This window comes from Desulfocicer niacini (genome assembly GCF_054657595.1).
The window spans coordinates 61,587-80,459 of record NZ_BAAHYK010000022.1; the positions used below are offsets into that span (position 1 = coordinate 61,587).

18 protein-coding genes are annotated in these 18,873 nt (G+C 49.6%); 10 read left to right on the forward strand and 8 right to left on the reverse strand.

Features of this window, described 5'->3' with window-relative positions; genetic code table 11:
- The first annotated feature begins 196 nt into the window (after positions 1 to 196).
- From ACYQ2M_RS13370 to ACYQ2M_RS13395, 6 genes are all read left to right on the forward strand, one after another.
- Positions 197 to 454, forward strand: coding sequence for a hypothetical protein (locus ACYQ2M_RS13370; protein ID WP_459916853.1), 258 nt, complete (start codon positions 197 to 199; stop codon positions 452 to 454).
- On the forward strand, positions 423 to 1,340 hold the full coding sequence (locus tag ACYQ2M_RS13375) for a nucleoside phosphorylase (protein ID WP_459916854.1): 918 nt from the start codon (positions 423 to 425) through the stop codon (positions 1,338 to 1,340). The genes ACYQ2M_RS13370 and ACYQ2M_RS13375 overlap by 32 nt, the downstream gene beginning before the upstream one ends.
- 79 nt (positions 1,341 to 1,419) lie before the next feature.
- On the forward strand, positions 1,420 to 3,453 hold the full coding sequence (gene ligA, locus ACYQ2M_RS13380) for an NAD-dependent DNA ligase LigA (RefSeq protein ID WP_459916855.1): 2,034 nt from the start codon (positions 1,420 to 1,422) through the stop codon (positions 3,451 to 3,453).
- A 263-nt stretch (positions 3,454 to 3,716) separates the two neighbouring features.
- Positions 3,717 to 4,856 carry an acyl-CoA dehydrogenase family protein gene (locus ACYQ2M_RS13385; protein ID WP_459916856.1) on the forward strand — a complete coding sequence of 380 codons (1,140 nt, stop codon included), beginning with the start codon at positions 3,717 to 3,719 and terminating at the stop codon, positions 4,854 to 4,856.
- An 86-nt stretch (positions 4,857 to 4,942) separates the two neighbouring features.
- Complete coding sequence (locus ACYQ2M_RS13390) at positions 4,943 to 5,719, forward strand: electron transfer flavoprotein subunit beta/FixA family protein (protein WP_459916857.1); 777 nt, start codon at positions 4,943 to 4,945, stop codon at positions 5,717 to 5,719.
- Positions 5,720 to 5,734: 15 nt separating this feature from the next.
- Complete coding sequence (locus ACYQ2M_RS13395) at positions 5,735 to 7,354, forward strand: FAD-binding protein (protein WP_459916858.1); 1,620 nt, start codon at positions 5,735 to 5,737, stop codon at positions 7,352 to 7,354.
- Positions 7,355 to 7,435: 81 nt separating this feature from the next.
- Here the strand turns inward: ACYQ2M_RS13395 and ACYQ2M_RS13400 are convergent, their stop codons facing one another.
- The 5 genes from ACYQ2M_RS13400 to ACYQ2M_RS13420 form a co-directional block, all read right to left on the reverse strand.
- Positions 7,436 to 7,618 (reverse strand): hypothetical protein, encoded by a 183-nt coding sequence (locus tag ACYQ2M_RS13400; RefSeq protein ID WP_459916859.1) that lies wholly within the window; start codon positions 7,616 to 7,618, stop codon positions 7,436 to 7,438.
- 379 nt (positions 7,619 to 7,997) lie between these two features.
- Positions 7,998 to 8,702 (reverse strand): thiamine pyrophosphate-dependent enzyme, encoded by a 705-nt coding sequence (locus ACYQ2M_RS13405; protein WP_459916860.1) that lies wholly within the window; start codon positions 8,700 to 8,702, stop codon positions 7,998 to 8,000.
- Between the two features lie 92 nt (positions 8,703 to 8,794).
- Entirely contained in the window at positions 8,795 to 9,055 is a 261-nt protein-coding gene (locus tag ACYQ2M_RS13410) for a hypothetical protein (RefSeq protein ID WP_459916881.1), read from the reverse strand.
- 2 nt (positions 9,056 to 9,057) lie between these two features.
- Positions 9,058 to 9,540 (reverse strand): thiamine pyrophosphate-binding protein, encoded by a 483-nt coding sequence (locus ACYQ2M_RS13415; RefSeq protein ID WP_459916861.1) that lies wholly within the window; start codon positions 9,538 to 9,540, stop codon positions 9,058 to 9,060.
- A 147-nt stretch (positions 9,541 to 9,687) separates the two neighbouring features.
- On the reverse strand, positions 9,688 to 10,971 hold the full coding sequence (locus ACYQ2M_RS13420; RefSeq protein WP_459916862.1) for a nickel pincer cofactor-dependent isomerase, group 22: 1,284 nt from the start codon (positions 10,969 to 10,971) through the stop codon (positions 9,688 to 9,690).
- A gap of 997 nt (positions 10,972 to 11,968) precedes the next feature.
- On the opposite strand from ACYQ2M_RS13420, the gene ACYQ2M_RS13425 reads away from it, so the two are divergent.
- The 4 genes from ACYQ2M_RS13425 to ACYQ2M_RS13440 are packed head-to-tail and all read left to right on the forward strand — an operon-like array spanning position 11,969 to position 14,733.
- Positions 11,969 to 13,303 carry a TolC family protein gene (locus ACYQ2M_RS13425; RefSeq protein WP_459916863.1) on the forward strand — a complete coding sequence of 445 codons (1,335 nt, stop codon included), beginning with the start codon at positions 11,969 to 11,971 and terminating at the stop codon, positions 13,301 to 13,303.
- Positions 13,304 to 13,308: 5 nt separating this feature from the next.
- The gene (locus ACYQ2M_RS13430; protein WP_459916864.1) at positions 13,309 to 14,064 is read left to right on the forward strand and encodes a response regulator; all 756 of its coding nucleotides are present in this window, start codon (positions 13,309 to 13,311) and stop codon (positions 14,062 to 14,064) included.
- 30 nt (positions 14,065 to 14,094) lie between these two features.
- Complete coding sequence (locus tag ACYQ2M_RS13435) at positions 14,095 to 14,538, forward strand: DUF3842 family protein (RefSeq protein WP_459916865.1); 444 nt, start codon at positions 14,095 to 14,097, stop codon at positions 14,536 to 14,538.
- Between the two features lie 6 nt (positions 14,539 to 14,544).
- Positions 14,545 to 14,733 (forward strand): CooT family nickel-binding protein, encoded by a 189-nt coding sequence (locus ACYQ2M_RS13440; protein ID WP_459916866.1) that lies wholly within the window; start codon positions 14,545 to 14,547, stop codon positions 14,731 to 14,733.
- A gap of 322 nt (positions 14,734 to 15,055) precedes the next feature.
- Here ACYQ2M_RS13440 and gltA read toward each other — a convergent pair whose 3' ends face one another.
- From gltA to ACYQ2M_RS13455, 3 genes are all read right to left on the reverse strand, one after another.
- Positions 15,056 to 16,468, reverse strand: coding sequence for an NADPH-dependent glutamate synthase (gltA, locus tag ACYQ2M_RS13445; RefSeq protein WP_459916867.1), 1,413 nt, complete (start codon positions 16,466 to 16,468; stop codon positions 15,056 to 15,058).
- A gap of 83 nt (positions 16,469 to 16,551) precedes the next feature.
- Positions 16,552 to 17,376, reverse strand: coding sequence for a sulfide/dihydroorotate dehydrogenase-like FAD/NAD-binding protein (locus ACYQ2M_RS13450; RefSeq protein WP_459916868.1), 825 nt, complete (start codon positions 17,374 to 17,376; stop codon positions 16,552 to 16,554).
- A 707-nt stretch (positions 17,377 to 18,083) separates the two neighbouring features.
- Positions 18,084 to 18,581: a peptidylprolyl isomerase gene (locus ACYQ2M_RS13455; RefSeq protein WP_459916869.1), complete on the reverse strand. Its 498-nt coding sequence runs from the start codon at positions 18,579 to 18,581 to the stop codon at positions 18,084 to 18,086.
- Positions 18,582 to 18,873 lie beyond the last annotated feature (292 nt).

Sequence of the window (18,873 nt, forward strand, 5' to 3'; positions counted from 1 at the left end):
TGGCATTAACCAACTGCCACAACGAAAAATGAAAATGGCATGGTGCCGCCCCCGACGGGCGAGCGGTTCGGCTCCGGACCGCTCGCCCACCGGGGGCTGTGCTGTCGGCACTTTGAGGCAGTATTTTTATAAAAATTAAAATGAGAACATCATCGGGCATGCATATCATCATCCTGATGTATATGAGGAGTAAGAAATGGCAGGTTATGATCCTGAAAAAGACAAAACATTAAATGAGTGGAAATGTGAAGAGACCGGGTTGATGGTCTCCATTCATCAATATGCCGGCGGCGAGCCAAAACTGCAGATCGGCCCCAGAATTTTAAAAAAAAAGGACGGCACCGACCGTGCCCCCTCCAAAGCAGGCCGCCTGTCCATGGAAGACGTATTGTGGCTATATGACATCATTGATGAGGTAAAGGATGAGCTTTCCGACGTTGTCGGACCTGAATAGTCCATCCCTGGTACCACCGGTGGGGGTCGGAAAGGCCCCGGATCTTTCCCCCCTTGCGGTGATGATCAGCACGGTACCTGATGTACGCTATATCAAAAAAAGCCTGGGTCAGCCCCGGTCCAGGCCTTTTTTTATGGGAGAGCTGTTCTCAACCCCGGTGACCTCGGGAGCATGCCCGGACCAGAACACACAGGATAATGCTCCTGGCGCATCCATGAACCATTTTACAACATTCATGGAAAACCAGGACCAAGACCCACGCAAAAAGGCAACACAGTCCACTGTCATGGAGAACACCGTCTCCTTTGCCGGTCCTTACATGGGAGCCCCCTACGCCGCCATGATGCTGGAAACCTTCATTGCCCGGGGGGTCCGGCAGATAATTATTATTGGCTGGTGCGGGTCCATTTCACCCACGGTGAACATCGGGGATATCCTGATGCCGGATGCTGCCATTTCCCACGAAGGCACTTCCATGAATTACATGGATTCCCCCGAAGATTTTCCGGTGATATACCCCCCCGCCCCGCCGTCATCTGCCATGGGTCTTGCCGGAAACCTTTCCGGCTTTCTCCATAAAAGGAAGATACCTTTTAAGAAAGGATACATCTGGACCACGGATGCCATTTACCGGGAAACAAGACAAAAGGTGAATTTTTTTCATTCCCGGGGGGCCCTGGCCGTGGAAATGGAGTGTTCCGCCCTTTTTGCCGTGGCGGCTTACCGCGGGGTGGAGCTGGTTCCGCTTTTAGTGGTGTCAGACGATCTATGCGGTACCCGGTGGAAACCTGCCTTTAAAACCAAAGCCTTTGCCCATGCCCGGAAAGTGGTTAACCATGCCATCATAGATTTTTGCGGTCAACCTGAGTATCGCATGACAATCTAAATGAAACACAAGCCTGCCCCCGTTTACCCATGACGAATGGCTGACCTTGTGACCAAGCCCAATTTTTATTGAGGAATCCATGGAAAACGCATTAATAAAGCAGGAGGCGTTAACCCTCCAGCGGGAATTAAACCGCCATAATTTTCTTTACCATACCAAGGATGCCCCGGAAATTTCCGATGCCGAATACGACCGGATGATGGTCCGGCTTCTGGAAATTGAAAAAAAATTCCCCGACCTTTCCACCCAGGATTCTCCCACCCGCAGGGTGGGGGCTGCGCTTCTGGATGCCTTTGAAAGTGCTCCCCATTCCCTTCCCATGTTAAGCCTTGACAATGCCTTCTCCGACGGGGATATCCTGGATTTTCATAAACGGGTGCTAAAATTTTTAAAAAATGCGCCGGTATCTTACATTGTGGAACCCAAGATGGATGGCGTAGCCGTGGAGCTTTGCTATGAAAGGGGACTTCTCACCCGGGCCACCACCCGGGGGGACGGAGTTGTGGGAGAGGTAATAACAGACAACGTAAGAACCATCCGCGCCATTCCCCTGCGCCTTGTTCTGCCAACGGACATGCCTGTTCCCGAAGTACTGGAAGTCAGAGGCGAGGTGATCATCAAGGCCAAGGATTTTGTGGAATTAAACCGCAAACAGCAGGAAAAAAACCTGCCGGTGTTTGCCAACCCCCGCAACGCCGCCGCCGGTTCTTTAAGACAGCTCAATTCCAGAATCACCGCCTCCCGGCCCCTGTCCATGTTTGTCTACGGCACCGGGCTTTGCCGGGGCATTTCCTTTGAATCCCATGGCAATATGCTTGCCACCCTTGAAAGCATGGGCTTCCCGGTGAATCCCCTGATAAAGCAGGACCTTTCCATACAGAAAGTTTTAACCCAATACCGGAAACTTGAAAAAATACGCCATACGCTTCCCTACGAAATTGACGGTATGGTGATCAAGGTGGACGACATTAAATTACAGGAAACCCTGGGGGTTAAAACCCGAAGTCCCCGGTGGGCCATTGCCTATAAATTTCCTGCCGTGGAGGCCACCACCGTGATCAATGACATTATTATCCAGGTGGGTCGCACCGGTATTTTAACCCCGGTGGCCCAGCTTGAACCTGTTTCGGTGGGGGGAGTAACGGTTTCCCGGGCCACCCTGCACAACGCCGATGAAATCATCAGAAAAGATGTCCGGGTGGGGGACCAGGTGGTGGTGATCCGGGCCGGGGATGTGATTCCCAAGGTGATGAAGGTCTTAACCCAGCACCGCACCGGAGAAGAGAAACCCTTTATCATGCCCGATGCCTGCCCGGTGTGCCACAGCAGGGTGCAACGACTGGCCGACGAGGCCGCAGTTAAATGCATCAATGTGTCTTGCAGTGCCCAGATCAAGGAACGCATCCGACATTTTGTATCCAAGGGAGCCTTTGATGTGGACGGCATGGGCAAAAAATTGGTGGAACAGCTGGTGGACCGTGGTATAGTGTCCTCATTTGCCGATCTTTTTACCCTGGAAAAACCGGTGTTGTCCGCCATGGATCGCATGGGGGACAAGTCTGCTGCCAACATTGTAACGGCATTGAAAAACGCAGCCGCCATTACCCTTCCAAGGTTTATAGTTGCCCTTGGCATTGATCACACAGGAGAAAATGCGGCCCTGCTCCTGGCCCGGCATTGTGAAACACTGGAAGGGGTTATGACCGCCTCCCGGGAAACCCTGGAAGGTATTGACGGTATTGGACCCAAAACCGCTTCTGCGGTGCATGATTTTTTTGCAAATGCAGACAATCGCCGTGTCATTGAGCAATTGCTGGCCAATGGGGTGAGCGTGGCGGCCTCCAGGGAAAAAAACCTTCCTGGCAATTCGGCAGTACAACCAGGCCCCCTGGCTGATAAAACCGTGGTGCTCACCGGCACTTTATCCACCATGACCCGGAACGAAGCAAAAAATCATTTGCAGACTCTGGGTGCCCGGGTGACGTCGTCCATCAGTGCCAAAACCGATTTCCTTGTGGCCGGGGAATCTGCGGGCAGTAAGCTTACAAAGGCCCGAAATCTGGGCGTCACCATCCTGGATGAAGCGCAGTTCAGAGAACTGGCCGGATTATGAACCACAAAGAGTCCTTGCCACACCTCGACCACCCGGTGAAATGCTCAGATGGATGGCAAATGCCATGACCAGGCCTGCCTCCTGCCAGCACCCCTGATGCTATGACCACGCTTGAATTTATTTTAACTTTGATGGCCACGCAAAAAGTCCGATGTTTGATTTTCAACCACACCCCCTTGCCGCTGATACCTGTTCAGCAGTAATAAACCAATGATTGGACTTTTTACAGGTTTATCAACTTTCGGAGTTGCATGTAATTAATTATGGATACGTTCTTAACGGAAAAACATCGCATTGTCAGAAGTTCAGTGAGGGCCTTTGCCCAGCGTGAAATCATGCCCATTGCCCGGGAAATTGATGAAGACCGAAGATTTCCCTGGGAGGTAGTAGATAAAATGGGAAAGCTTGGCTATCTTGGAATCCAGGCCCCCCGGGAACTTGGGGGGGCCGGTATGGATGCCGTGAGCTACATCATCATCATTGAAGAAATCTCCAGGGCTGCGGCATCCCTTGGACTTCTTTCCTCGGTCCACAACAGCGTGGCCCTTTATCCAATACTTGCCTTTGGCAATGCCTTTCATCATGAAAAATTTGTGCCGGACCTGGCCACGGGCAAAAAAATCGGGGCCTTCTGCCTCACCGAACCCAATGCCGGTTCCGATGCCTCGGCCATTGAAGCCACGGCCATCAGGGACGGCGGTCATTACATTGTCAATGCCAACAAGGTGTTTGTCACCAATGGCGGCGTGGCCGATATTTGCGTGATGTTTGTCAGAACAGATCCCGCTGCCGGTCCCCGGGGCATCAGCGTCATTGTGGCCGAAAAAGGAACCCCAGGATTTGTGGTGGGAGAAAAGGAAAATTTGTCCGGCATGAGGGCCAACCCGGTATGTTCCATTCGCCTGAGCGACTGCAAAATCCCCGTGGATAACCTGCTTGCCAGGGAGGGCATGGGTCTCAAAATCGGTCTTGCAGCCCTGGATACCGGCCGCATAGGCATTGCAGCCCAGGCCGTGGGCATTGCCCAGGCAGCTCTTTTGGAGGGCATTAAATATGCAAAGGAGCGTATCCAGTTCAAGGTGCCCATTGCCAAACATCAGTCCATCCAGAACATGATTGCCGACATGGGTACAAAGGTGGAATCCGCAAGGCTAATGGTGTACCGGGCAGCGCTTCTTAAAGACCGGAAACAACCCTTTTCCAAGGAGGCGGCCATGGCTAAACTCATGGCCAGTGAAACGGCAAGCCAAGTGGCGGACATGGCCGTGCAGATCCATGGCGGATATGGCTATTCCAAGGCTTACAGCGTGGAACGGTATTACCGGGATGCAAGGATCACAAGAATTTACGAGGGAACCAGCGAAGTGCATCGCATGGTTATTGCGCGGCATATTCTTTCTTGATTCTCAATGCTGCGAGTGATTCTTCGTTGGGTCGGCCTGCCGACATGAACGTCATAAAAAAACTATAGAAAGCGTGTGGAAAAAATATGGGACTGAATATAATTGTGTGTGTAAAAGCGGTGGTGGAAGGATCTTGGGCTCCGGGACCCGGTGCCCGGAAAACAACTACCCTGAACCTGTTTGACCGCCCGGCCATTGACATGGCCATGCAGTTGATCCAAAAATATGACGGCACGGTGACCCTGGTTTCCATGGGACCGGAATCGGCCTGTTCCGCCCTGTACGAAGGGCTGTCCATGGGTCCCGGCCAGGCGGTGCTTTTATGTGATCCATTATTCCGGGAGTCCGACACCTATGTCACGGCCCGGGTTTTGTCGGCTGCCATTGACAAATTATCTCCCTTCGACCTCCTGCTCTTTGGTACCCGGTCTTCGGACAGTGACACCGGCCATGTGGGACCCCAGACGGCCCAGATGCTTGGCCTTCCCTATATATCCAACGTTTACACAATAGAAGACCCGGACATGAAAAACACCCGAGTGAAACGGCGGGCAGACGGATTTCTGGAACAATTTGAGCTGTCAGGCCCGGCGGCCATGAGCGTTATACCCGGCAATACGGCCCATGAATACACGGGCCTTTATGAAATTGAAAACACCTTTGACAATAAATCCATCCAGCACTGGGATCATACACATCTGGGGCTTGGAGCCCACGAAACAGGGCTTGCAGCATCCCCCACAAAAATTGTGGCATTAAATCCCCACAAACAGCAGAAACAGTGCCGCTTCATTACCGGAAGTATGGCCCAGGCAGCTGAAACACTTGCGCAGACCCTGTCACAGGAAGGATTGGTGGAGTAAACGATGACAACGGACATGAATATACAATCAAATAAGGCTGATGTGGCTGGAAAAGAAATCTGGGTATATGGAGATCTGAGAACCTCTGGTATGCTCAACAACAGCCTTAATGTACTGGCCGGAGCCCGGCAGCTGGCGGCTGAAACCGGTGGAAAGACCGTTTTTGTCATGACTCAAAAAGACACCCGCCACAACCCCGAAGCCGTCCCTGAAAGCGTTGCCGCAGACAAGGCACTGAAACACGGGGCTGACAAGATACTGCAACTTGAAGCATCGGTAAAGGGCTATCTGATGCCCGAAGCCGAGGCCCGGGTGCTTGCCCATGGCGTGTGTCAGAAAAATCCCAGTGTATTTGTCTTCCCATTAAATGTGATGTCCCGAGAAATCTGTGCCCGGGCAGCAGTGCTGTGCCATGCCGGCATGATTGCCGACTGCATGGATTTTGAATATGATGCCGGAGAGATCATTGCGGTTTGTCCCTCCCACGGCGGGGAAGTCATGGCCCGGCTGGGATTTTCTAACCCCGATGTCACCGGATTTATCACGGTGCAGCCCACGGCCTTTACCAGGAAAGAAACAGACACCTCCATGGGAGAAACCGAAACACTGACGGTGCAGCATGCTCTCCCGGACAACAAGATGACCTTTCTTTCCAGCCGTCGGGAACCCACCTCCCGGAAAAGCCTTGAATCTGCAGCTAAAATTGTGGTGGGCGGGGCAGGTTTGGGTAATATTGAGGGATTTTCAGCCCTTCGAAAATTGTCCGCGGCCCTGGGAGCTGAAACCGGAGCGACAAGGCCACCGGTACTGTGGCATTGGATAGACGAAGATCGCCTCATCGGCCAGACCGGCAAAACCGTTTCTCCTAAACTTTTGATTTCCCTTGGCACCTCCGGGGCCGTCCAATACACCGCCGGCATCACCGGCGCAAAAACCATTGTGGCCGTGAACAAAGACCCCGATGCCCCCATTTTCCGCTTTGCCGACATCGGTATTGTGGGGGATGTGAATCTTTTTCTGCCGGTATTCACCAAAAAAATTCAGCAGATTTCGCTGCGCTCCCTGGCCGATGCCATGGACACCGATGGCGCATCCGTGGAGGGAGGCGATTTTGGTTCAAGATTGATCCGCATGCGTCGTTCCCACGGCCTGACAAGGGAAGTCCTGGCCGAATCCGTAGGCCGCACCCCGGAATTCATTAAAGATGTGGAGAACAATCAGACCACGGCTTCGGTGGGCCTGCTTTTAAAGCTTGCCGAGGTATTTGACATTGATGCCGGTACATTTCTAAATGAAGAAGAGCAGACAAAACTTGTTGGAGAACGGGCCCAGGCCTATACCCGGCGAACATCCAACTACCATTACCAGAGCCTGACCCCGGGGGCGGAGAACGAGCATCTGCGGGTGTTCATGATCACCATTGAATCGCGCCAGAAGCATAAGCCGGTGGACTATCGCCACGAGGGTGAAGAGTTTGTTTATGTGCTTGGAGGAAAACTGGAGCTGACACTGGATGGTAAAAATCATACATTAATGCCCGGGGAATCCATGAAGTATAATTCCCAGATCCCCCATCAGCTCAAAAGCTTAAGCGATGAAAAGACCCGATGTCTGGTTACGCTGTATACGCCTTAACAGACTAGGGCTGGACAACATCTGCCTGATTTTCGCACTTCAGGCATTCACGGGTGTGCCTGAATCAGAACTTCATGACCTTTATTTGCCAGCCTCTCGACTGTAAAGGATTTCTAAATGCAATGCAACCCCTTCAACAAGCATACCCTGCCTGGCAATAACGCTGGCGGTGTAACCGGGCATTAACAGACATTTCAGGTGGGGGTGACGGGTGGTAATCTTTCCCTGCCCCCACCCCAAAGTGGCCCAGTTGTGACCAAGCACGTATACCGCCTCTCAACACCTTATTTCCCAATGCTTCCGGGTACCGCCCACCCGCTGGATACAGCGCCGCCTTGAGTTTATTAAGGTGCTTTTTCAGTGTAGATTCATTGATGCCTAATTTTTTGGGCATTTCACGATAGGGCATTTTATTATCCATGGATATCAATGCCAGTATCTCCTTTTGTCACTGGGGCAACATGGACTGACTGTTCATTGAGCCACCTTCCTTTACAATCGCACCATGGCTGGAGATTCTGTTTTCCGGTGGAAATTCTCAAAAAAAATGGGCCAGACCTGCATAAAAGCAAGCCTGACCCCATTTTATTTTTCCTGATTTCTGCGGATTACAGCCTTGGGCTATACAAAATCTGACATCGACTTATGCATCCTTCTGGGGACGCATGTCAGCCTTGTCGATGCCGGCAACGGCAACGGGTTTTTTCATGGCATTCCGACGGAACGGGTCGCCCAATTCCATGTTGGTCATGATTTCAATGAAGGTGGTTTTACCTTCTTTCATCTGGGCTTTCACGGCAATCTTAAGCTGCTGGGTGACCTCTTCCATAGTGAAGGCCTGGACACCGTTAACCCCGCATGCTTTGGCCACTTCTGCATAGGAAACATCCCGGTTAAGTTCCGTTCCCACAAAGTTATCGTCGTACCACAAGGTACTGTTTCTCTTTTCTGCACCCCAGTGATAATTACGGAAAATAATCATGGTGATGGCAGGCCACTCTTCACGACCGCAGGCAGCCATTTCATTCATGGAGATACCAAAGGCACCGTCACCGGCAAACCCCACCACAGGGACATTGGGTTTAGCAATTTTTGCACCAAGAATGGCAGGAAAACCGTATCCACAGGGTCCGAACATGCCGGGAGCCAGGGATTTACGACCTTCTTCAAATGTCGGGTAGGCAGCACCCAGGGCACAGCTGTTTCCAATATCTGAAGAAATAATAGCATCCTTAGGAAATCCATCCACAATGGCACGCCATGCCATGTGGGAGGTGATTTTAGCGGGATCGGCGGCCTGGGCACGCTGGTTCCAGGTTGTGCCGGGATCATCATTTTCATGATCCATGCCGGCCAGTTCTGCAGCCCAATCGGCTTTAATTTTTGCAATGGTGGCCTTGCGTACTTCACGATCTGCATCACCGGCTGTAACAGCAAGTTTTACCAGAATGGAGGTGCCACTTTTTTAGCATCACCCACAATACCCACGGATATTTTTCTGGTCAGCCCAATGCGATTGGGGTTGATGTCCACCTGGATAACTTCTGCCTTTGTGGGCCAGTACTCAATGCCATATCCGGGCAGTGTAGAAAAGAGATTCAGGCGGGTACCTAGGGCAAGAACCACATCCGCCTTGGCAATGAGCTGCATGGCAGCCTTTGATCCGTTATATCCAAGCGTACCTGTCTGTGTACATGGGATGGCTACCGGGGAACATTGATCTGGGCAGGGGCAGAAGCCCGCTTGGCCTGGATGATAACCCGGTTGAGCACTTCTGCCACCCGGGAAGGATGGAGTACTTCTTCCTGGTAGGCCACCATGTCTTCAAATACTGCCATCTGGGGTACTTCCTGGAAACCACCCTGGCCCATGCTCATGTTGGCAGCCTGGGGGATAACCAAAAGAAGGGGAGTATGGTTCCAGTAAGCGGTTTTAACAGGCGTTACAAAGTTGGTGATGCCGGGGCCGTTCTGGGCAATCATCATGGACATCTTGCCCGATGCGCGGGTGAAGCCATCGGCCATGGTTCCGGCATTTCCCTCATGACCGCAGTCCCAGAAGATGATTCCAGCCTTGGGAAACAGATCGGAGATGGGCATCATGGCAGAGCCGATAATTCCAAAAGCGTGTTCAATACCGTGCATCTGAAGTACTTTTACAAAAGCCTCTTCGGTGGTCATTTTCATTTTTCAAACCATCCAAGTAAATATATTGTCTTACCCCTGAAACTAAGGGGTAAAAATATCTGCCGCCGTATGCAGATATATCATGATAAACTCATAGGTATCTAATATATCACATATCATATGTCTATCAAAGAGATTTTTCAATTATCAAATATTTTCCAATTCCCCTGTTTCATCAAAGCCCAAGACAACTTTTTCAAAAATTTCGGCGATGTCCATGGCCTCAAGGTCGGGCAATAGGGCTTTGCTTGCCCAGAACTCCTGGACGTGGAGGGTATCTTTAATAATAACGGCCCTTATATTTAAAGGGTTCAGAGGTCCCAGGGTGGTAAAGGCCGCCTGGATGGCCTTTTCATCACTGGGCAGGCGGATGGGAATAAAGGCCTTTCTCAACGACATGCTGGTCATGGCATTCATAAGGGTACTTTCATAATCAAGGCCGTTGAATACCTTTTCTGTTATGATGTCGGCATTGCCAAGCCCGATGCCATTGCCTGCGGTCTTCTCAGAGAGGTTTAAAATGGCAATGCGACCCACCTTGAGGCAGTCTGAAAAATCGTCTTCCATTAAATCAAAGGTTCGTCCGGTGACATTGGGATCCATGCCGGAACCGCTGATCTCTTTACCGATGCGTTGAATCACCAGCACGTCCAGTTCGTTAAAGGGAAGACGGGGAAACTGATCCCGGGCTGCTGCAAGAAGTGCTGGCTCACGGGTGAATATTTCATGGGCCATGACAGGCTCAATGTCCATGGTCTGGTCAAAAAAATCCTCCACAACGGCAATGCCGAAACGGATATTGGTTTTTTGGACAATTTCATCCCCCATGGCTTTGAGCAGGGGAAAAAATCCATACTTGAGTGCCATGTTATGGTAGGTCAGAGCCCCCTTATGCTTGCCCATGCCAATGCACAGCATCTTATAAAGCCCACTTTCCACCGGCCCTTTAAATTTTGTATGGGGTTTTATCCGGTTGATGCAAATGGCATGATCCATGGCAAGGGCCTCCCGGGAAAAATACACCGGCACCCCGTCCATGACCTCTCCCACCCTGTCCACCGCCATGGAAGACAAAACAGGGGCACCACATACATCCTCGGAAATCCCAAGTTTATGAAGCACCTGGACCTGACCGTCGGCTGTGGCCCCGCCATGGCTGCCCATTGAGGGAATAATAAAGGGGGATGCCCCCATTTCACGGATAGCCTGGCAAAGGGCCGTAAGCAGTTCAGAAATATCGACAATTCCCCGGCTGCCCACCCCAATGGCCACCGTGTGGCCAGGTTTAATACCCGAACGGGGAAGGATGTTTTGCAACTTTGCATTCAAAACGGCCACGGGGTTTTCAATTCCCCGGGGGGGATGGTTGATTTTCACACGATAAAAATCAGGAAAAACGATTCTTTCTTCAATGTAGGCAGGATAACGCATGGAACTTCCTTTATAAAAAAAGTTGATATTTTGGGGACCGGACCTTTCTGGGCAAGGTTTTACGAAGGATCACCTACGATTAAACAGCTCCCATATTTCAAATTGACAGGAAATGATTTTTCTAATTATAAAATCAGATGTCAGACATCGGACTGATCCAAATTTCATTTAGTAGCACTGCGAAAACACATTATAAAGTAAAAGCCGGGCTTAGTTACAAGCTCTGCCGGAGCTTATAAGTATTCGCCAATTATGGCAGGTGGTCGATCTTGAGCTCAAGCTCAAATCCGGGGCCGGGGTTTCATCATTCTACTCTCCATTGCCATAATGGGTAAAATGATCGGCGGGCCAGCCCAAATGGCTATTTTTGCCAGCGGACTCATGGGTTCCATCTCGAGAAATGCCGTGACCAACACGTGGGTACTGGCTCCATCCCCATCCCCTTGATGAAACGGGTGGTGCAGGGGAGTTCATCGGAGCGCAGCCCCTTGATTTTTCAGCATCCGACACGGGAAAAATCGTTGCCGCAGATGTGATGATAAATTTTCAACAAACACTTTTTAAAAAGTTAGAAGCTGACCATCCCGGTATTGAAATTGTTCTAGAGGGGGAGGGCGACGGTTCAGGGCCATAATGCTCACCTCCATCAGCACCGTAGGGGGACTTATACCGTTAATTTTGGAGACCAGCCAGCATGCAAGACAGCTTAGCTTTCGGAGTGGCCTTTGCCACCATCTTGACCCTGGTGCTGATTCCCTGTCTTTTGACCATTATAAATGATATCAGATATGCAGTTACTTGGTTTAGTTGATCAATAAGCGTAATGGAATTTATGCCAAGCTATACTAGTGTCATGCCAATCGAATATAGTCGCTTCGTTCCCGCTGAAATCAGGTTAAAAATAACAGTGTACATGTCACCCGATTTCAGCTCAATCCGACATTAGATCTTTGACTCGACACTAGTCGAATATTTACAAAAACAGCGGAGAAAACAAATGAAATTAAAACACTTGAAAACAATTATTCCCATGGTACTGATGACACTTTTTATCGCCTCCAGCGCCATGGGTAAAGAGTTGATCACCATGGAATCTGCAAAACAGATGGCCCTTGAAAAAAATCCATCCCTTGCCGCAGCCCGGGAACGGGTGAACCAGGCCCGGGAAGCCATTGTCCAGGCCCGGGCAGCATATCTGCCCACAATATCCACCACCTCGACATGGAACTATACAGAAAAGACTGGGACATCCACCTATGGATACAATGAGAAACAGTACGCCAATAGAATATTGGCAACCCAACTCCTCTTTGACGGATTCTTAAGAAAATACACCATCCTGGCTGCCAGGTATGGGAAAAAAATGAGCATGGCCTCCCGGGAGGATGCTCAGCGGCTCCTGGCCTGGTCGGTGGCCCAGAGTTTTCTGAACATCCAGCTGGCAAGGGAAAACATTAAAATCGTTGAATCGGACATGGCTTTTAACCGGCAGCAGGAAAAAGAAGCCCTTGCCAGGGAAAAAGCGGGGACGGGCTCGTTGAGCGATCTTTTAAATTTCAGAACCAAGGTGAACACGGCAAACACCTTCCTGATAAGCTCCCGGCAGGATTTAAAGGAGTCCTGCCATGGACTTGCCGCCCTTCTGGGATATGCCGACGCCCAGCTTCCGCAAAACCTGGAGATCGCGCCCCTGGAGATCAACGACACCGGCCTTGGGATATTTGAAAATAAAAATATGCCACCGCCTCCATATGAAGACAACGACATGGAGACCTTTCTTGCAAAGCGACCGGATCTTCTCCAGGCAGCATACGCAGTAAAGGCCGCCGACGCCCAGATCAACATGGCAACCGCAGGATATTACCCCACAGTCTCCCTGACCGGTTCCTACGGCGTAAGTTCCGGTGAAACCTTCAGTGACATGGCAGACACCGATAAGATGGGTGGGGCTGTGGGGGTCACCGTTAATTTTGAACTCTTTTCCGGAGGAAGCACCCGATCCAGTGTCCGGGAAGCAGAATCAGCAAAAAAAGAGTTAAAAAATGAGCTGGAATCCTCAAAGCTCACCGCCATGTCAGATATCAGATCTGCCCTGGAGGATATCAACACCACCCGTCAGCAACTGATCCTTCAAAAGGAAAACACGGATCTTGTGGAGCGGATGAGAAACCTTGTGGAAAAAGAGTATGCTGCCGGACAGGCCTCCCTGGTAAGGCTCAACGAAGTTCAAAACAACCTTGTGAGCGCCCTGGGGGATCTGGCCATTGCCAGGGTCTCTTTAATACTTGCCATGGAACGTTTTAAGTACTACACGGGAAACAATGTGCATTAAAAATCATGGATAAAAACATACGACTGTTGATAATTGAAGACAATCCGACCACCGTGGAGAACCTGGTGGACTTTCTCGAAGCAAAGGGATATCTCCTGAATTTTGCCATGGACGGCATCGGCGGAATGCACCTGGTCAGAAAGACACCCACGGACAACAGAATCCCGACGATGGGGGATGTAAAAATGGATACCGGCACCTTTAAAGTCACAAGGCAGGGTGAAAAAATAGATCTGCACAACACATGCCTGTCCATTTTAAAACTGCTCATGGAAACCTCTCCCAATGTGAAAGGTATAAATCAAGTTCCCCCAAAATTCAAAGACCACGTCATGGCCCTAATCCCGGGAACTCATCTTATTCACATTGAGAAAAAGAGGCCCCCTGTTCATGTGGTCGTGATCAAGCTGACAGATATTACCACACCCTATTACATGTTTTTTTACATGTTTTTTCACGCTGGGGAATTTTTCAAGGGAAACGGCCATGTCAAGCCCCCTCAAATGCTCTTGAACTCCCTTGCCCTTTTTCTCATACCCGGGAGCATCATCGGATATATCGCCCCATGCCTACTCAATTCTTTGTGCTTTTTCAACACCATTTGCTCCCAAAGCCCGAGCCAGATCTTTCATCTATGCAATGAATCCTTGAACTCTGATCAGGATAGAAAGGCCCTAAAAGCAGACGTTATCTTTTGGCCTTGGCCACAGCAAGGCCTACCCTTTGGAAAACCGGATCCGCTCGCCCATAACAATCCTTGACAATCGTCATGGACAAGGCTAAAAAAAGCCATGAACCTAGACAAATTAATCAAAATATGTGTAATTGACGGACAGGGGGGCGGCATCGGTTCCACCATCATCCGCAAGCTCAAGGAGCGATTCGGTGAGGGCATTGAAGTCCTGGCCCTGGGCACCAATGCCATTGCCACGGCCCAGATGCTCAAATCCCGGGCCAATCGGGGGGCATCGGGCATCAATGCCATTGTCCAGACTGTTAAAACAGCCGACTTCATCGTTGGAACCGTGGGCATCATCATGCCCCATGCCATGATGGGAGAACTGACACCGGAAATGGCCGAGGCCATTGCCCAGTCACCGGCAAAAAAACTGCTTCTGCCACTTACCCAGGAGAACCTGGCCATTGTGGGACTTGCCTCAACGCCCCTGCCCCAGCTTGTTGATGAACTCATTGACAGGTATGCCAAAAATTTTCAACCGAACCTTAAGGAGTAAAAAAATATGTGCGAAGCAACAGCTTACCTTGTGAAAGATGAAAAGGAAGAAATGCTGATGGAAGCCGTGGACACGGTGATTCCGGAAGAGGGAGGAATTCGTCTCGTGAGTATTTTTGGCGATCAAAAGTTTATTAAAGGATATATATACGCATTGTCACTGGTGAATCACAAGGTGTTTATCAAGCTGCACTGAAACACCACTCTACCATCAACCAGAAATAACTGCAACCATATTATACCCCTGAGTTACGTTGTTGTACAAGGGGCACACAACCTTCCACTATCCTTCCATGAAGTGTCCCTGTAAATTTACTCAGAAAAAATAACAGGCAGCACAAAAAAACAGAAAGGGAAAAGAGCCGGACGGCAAGTCTTACAAATAGTGTCTATTTGCGGCTCTTAATTCCCTTTCAAAAAAATCCTGATTCATACATTAACTACATGTGTAAATCATGCTGGATTCAATTTCAAGTCTTGATTTACCCGACAGTCATTTTTTGTCGAATTAAGTAGTATCACCATCCCAGTGTGAGATACTTGTGCATGGAATCTGCGGCTTCACGACCGGCTCCCATGGCAAGAATAACCGTTGCCATGCCGGTGACAATATCACCGCCAGCCCATACCCCTTTTTTCGTTGTCTTGCCCGTTTCAGGGTCGGCAACAATATTTCCCCAGGGGTTTAGTCCGATGTCCGGGGTGGCGTTGGTCAACAGCGGGTTGGCCTTGGCTCCCACGGAAACCACCACCAGATCACAATCCATGCGATATTCCGATCCTTCAATGGGCACGGGACGACGTCTACCCGATGCATCGGGTTCGCCAAGTTCCATCTTCAGACATTCCATGCCCACAAGACGACCATTTTCATCACCAAAAAACTGGGTGGGGTTGGTCAGCAGCACAAACTCAATGCCCTCTTCCTCGGCATGGTGCAGTTCTTCGGCCCTGGCGGGCATTTCATCCCGGGAACGTCGATACACAACCTTCACTGAATCTGCTCCCAGACGCATGGCTGTTCGTGCTGAATCCATGGCCACATTTCCGGCACCCAGGACCACAACATTTTTACCCTTGGCCACCGGGGTGTCATATTCGGGGAATAGATAGGCCTTCATGAGATTGGTGCGGGTGAGGTATTCATTGGCAGAAAAAACACCGATGAGATTTTCCCCGGGCAGATTCATGAACCGGGGAAGCCCGGCACCCACGCCCACATAAACGGCATCATACCCCTCTTCAAACAATTCGTCAACGGTGAGGGTGGTGCCCACCACACTGTTTGTCTCAATTTTTACGCCCAGTTTTTCCAGGGTTGCCACTTCAGATCCCACAATGTCCTTGGGAAGCCTAAACTCAGGGATACCATACACCAATACACCGCCAGTTTTATGAAAGGCTTCAAAAATAGTGACTTCATGTCCTTTGACAATAAGATCGCCTGCCACGGTGAGGCCCGACGGGCCGGAACCCACCACAGCCACTTTTTTACCGGTTTTTGCCGCCACCTTGGGAAGGGTGGCTTCACCGCTGTTCCGGGCATAATCCGCAGCAAACCGCTCAAGATAACCAATGGCCACCGGCTTGTCTTTCTTGCCCACAATGCATCGGCCTTCACACTGAATTTCCTGGGGACACACCCGACCACACACCGCAGGCAAAGCATTTTTTTCCCACAGAACTCCTGCGGCACCGGCAAAATCACCTTCAACAATTTTATTAATAAAGCCCGGAATATTGACGGACACAGGACAACCCTCCACACAGGCGGGTTTTTTGCACTGCAGGCACCGGGATGCTTCCAGCTGTGCCATTTCCGGTGTCAGGCCCAAGGGGACCTCTTTAAAATTTCTATTTCTCACATCGGGTGCCTGTTCAGGCATTTTCACCCGTGGTGTCTTCTCTTTTTTGACTTTCGTTTCTGCCATTACATCCTCCAGTATAAAATACATGCCCACACGGGCATAGTTGCCAAAACAAAAAAAATAAAACGCCTGTGACAGCAGGAAACTTATTTACACCTACATCCGTTCATGCTGAGTTTTTCTTCTGGCTGATATGCCTGGAGACGTTTGGACAATTCATCGTAATCCACTTTATGACCATCAAATTCGGGGCCATCAACACATGCAAATTTGGTTTCCCCCCCCACAGAAACCCGACATCCGCCGCACATACCGGTACCATCCACCATAATGGGGTTCAGGCTGACCAGGGTTTCCACATTGCTTTCTTTGGTAATCATGGAGACAAACTTCATCATGGGGACAGGACCTATTGCCACCACCAGACTGATGTCTTCTTTTGCAAGGACATCTTTAAGTATGTCGGTTACAAATCCATGGTGCCCCTTGGAACCATCATCAGTGCAGATATGCAGAGTGTCTGACACCTTTGCCATTTTATCTTCCAGAATCAGCAGGTCTTTATTCCGGGAACCCAGGATGGTGATAACCTCGTTGCCCACTTCTTTCAGGCCCCGGGTGATGGGATGAAGCACGGCGATACCGGTGCCGCCGCCCACGCACACCACCTTTCCCTTTTTCTCAAGATGGGTGGCTTTGCCAAGGGGCCCTATGACCGCATAATATTCCTGGCCCACGGCCATGCGCCCAAAGAGAGTGGTGGATTTTCCAACAATCATGTAGATGATTGTAATGGTACCCTTTTCCGGGTCCACGTCGGCCATGGTCAATGGAACCCGCTCGCCGGTCTCATTGGCCTGAAGAATTACAAACTGACCGGGTTTTGCCTTGACGGCAATGCGGGGTGCCTCAATTTCGTTCAATACGATGGTCCCCTGCGCCATCTCTTCCCGGTGGACAATTTTAAACATTTATACCTCCTGCAATCAAAATCTTTTCAGTATATGCGGTGAGACGCATCATTGTGTGTCTCAAATTTTCAAAAAATGCACAACATGTTTTTGGTAAATGATCATAACCAGATAAAACCAATAAAATCAAGATAAAATTATATAGCCCATTCACTTTCCTTTAAACGAGTTTGCCAAGAATATCTGCCAAGAGTTGGATTCATAATTCCCCATGTCACTGACATGATGACAGATGACATTGAAAACGAATGCGTTCCTGAAGAAAGCCTTATCTGAAACATTACATTTCACAGAATCTCAATGGGAATGTGTAGCAAACTTTTTCAAAGACAACAAGACAATATAATCAGAGCTCCAAATAAAAAAAACAAATAAACACATAACACAAAACAGGGTATACATATATAATAAATATCATTCACCAGACATAAATAAATATACCACTGGTCAAATACCCAACTAAAGTCAATCCGGGGGAACGGTCAGAACAGCTATCCATATTGACCGTCATGAATTCAAGAAAGGGATGTGTAGCAAGGATGACATCTCGTGAAATGCTGACAACAACTATACCTTCGCCAATTATATTCTTGATCAGTTTGCCAGGCATAAGATGTGTTCTGGAAATAATAAACATAGAACATATTGAGCCTTACCCCTCTGATCGAAGCAGATTTTTAAAATTGACGAAGGCATTGATTAAGGGCTTAAGCGTCTATGACTTCGGCTTTTAAAATGCTGATAGTCTGGGTGGGAACATCCTGATGTCCCCCTTTGTTCCCCGTTGCCACGCCTTTCATTTTATTGATTACGCCATGTCCCTTGGTGACCTTGCCGAACACCGTATATCCCCATCCCTGGGGGGTCTTGGCTGTGTGATTCAAGAAGTCATTTTTCTTAACATTGATGAAAAACTGTGCTGTTGCACTGTGGGGGTCCATGGTCCTGGCCATGGCAAGGGTATAGGCGTCATTGGAAAGACCATTGTCTGCTTCGTTTTCAATGGGCGCATTGGTGGGTTTTTCCTTCATGTCCTCGGTCATGCCGCCACCCTGGACCATGAATCCATCAATAACCCGATGAAATATGGTTCCATCATAGTGACCGGCATTCACATATGCCAGAAAATTTTCCACGGTTTTGGGTGCTTTTTCAGCATTCAGTTCCACCTGAATTTCACCCATGCTAGTTTCAATTTTTACCATTTGCAATCACCTGCTTCTTTAGAAATAATGTTAAAAGAGATGGGGATGAAACCCCTTTTCGGTGTTTCATCCCCACAATATATCTGTGATAATAAACCTGATCACCTAATTTCACATAATGAACAGATTTTTTTATATAGCTGCCACGGGAACACTGCATTTCTGGACCCGGGTTACCCGCAACAAAAAGTTAAAACTCATTTTGATTTGCCAGGATTTTTATATAAAAGCCACATGGCAAAAAACACCTGACACAACTAAAAATGAAACACCGGAGATTTCAATTCATTGG